We start from the raw sequence: 1380 nt of genomic DNA on the forward strand, positions 1-1380 counted from the left end.
GTACGAAGCAGAGGGCGAGGACCGCAGAAAAAGACGAGCAGGCCCGCCATGCCCCAGGCCGCCCGGTGGAAGGCCGCGTCCACCTGCGGGGCGTGCCGGTAGGCGTCGTCCGAGAGACCCACCGCGAGGGGCAGCGCGGCGACCACGAGGAGCTGCGCGATACGCGCCGCCGTGTTGTTCACGCCGCTCGCGAGCCCGGCGCGCTCCGCGTCCACCGAGGCGAGCACCGTCGCCGTGAGCGGCGCCACGAAGACACTCATCCCGAGCCCCATCACCGCGACCGCCGGGAGGACGTCGGGGAAGTACGAGGCGCCCGGCGTGATCCGCAGCATCAGCAGCGCCCCGCACGCCGCCACCAGCGGCCCCGCCGTCAGCGGCACGCGCGGCCCGATCCGCCGCGCGAGATCCCCGGCCGGAGCCGAGAGGACCAGCATGAGCAGCGTGATCGGCAGGCTCGCCACGCCCGCTTCGAGCGCGTCGTAGCCGAGGCCGTTCTGCAACTGCACGGGCAGCAGGAACAGCACCCCGCCGATCGCCGCGTACAGGCACAGCGTCATGAGGTTCGTGACGCTGAACAGCCGTGAGGAGAAGAGACCCGGTGGCAGCATCGGCTCCCGCGCCCGCCGCTCCACCAGGAGGAACGCCACCCCCGCCGCGAGCCCCACCACGAGCGGCACGAGGAGCCGTCCCGGGGACGCCCCCTTCGCCGTGATGAGCGCGAAGCTGACCCCCGCGAGGAAGAGCGCGCCGAGCGTCGCGCCCGCCCAGTCGAAGCGGCCCGTCGCCGCCGGGTCGCGGCTCTCCGGCACGTACCGCAGCGCGAGCGCGAGGACGACCGCGCCGAGCGGCAGGTTGATGAAGAAGATCCACCGCCAGCCCGGACCGTCGATGAGCCACCCGCCGAGGAACGGCCCCACCGCCCCCGCGACCCCGGTGAGCCCCGACCAGGCGCCCACCGCCTTGGCCTGGTCCTCCTCGCGGAACGAGGCCCGCACCAGCGCGAGCGAACCCGGTGTCAGGAGCGCCCCGCCCACCCCCTGGAGCGCCCGCGCCGCGATGAGCGGCCCACCGTCCCACGCGAAGCCGCACAGCGCCGAGGCGAGCGCGAACCACACGACCCCGGCGACCAGCGTGCGCCGCCTGCCGAGCCGGTCGCCCAGCGCCCCGCCGAGCAGCAGCAGCGCGGAGAGCGTCAGCATGTACGCGTTGACGACCCACTGGAGCGTCGCGAGCGAGGCGTCCAGGTCGCTCCCGATGCGCGGCAGCGCGACATTGACGACCGTCCCGTCGAGCATCGACATCCCGGACGCCAGCACCGCGCACGCCAGCACCCGGCGCCCGCGCGCCGAGGACAGCGCGAGACCGGGGCCGGGCGCGGGG

At 75.0% G+C, this 1380-nt stretch carries 1 protein-coding gene; it reads right to left on the reverse strand.

Annotated features, from left to right (window positions below; genetic code table 11):
- Positions 1 to 1380 (reverse strand): DHA2 family efflux MFS transporter permease subunit (locus tag SSBG_RS28205; protein ID WP_008749451.1); only part of this gene is annotated, 1380 nt, incomplete at both ends.

The organism is Streptomyces sp. SPB074 (genome assembly GCF_000154905.1).
Classification (GTDB): Bacteria; Actinomycetota; Actinomycetes; order Streptomycetales; family Streptomycetaceae; genus Streptomyces.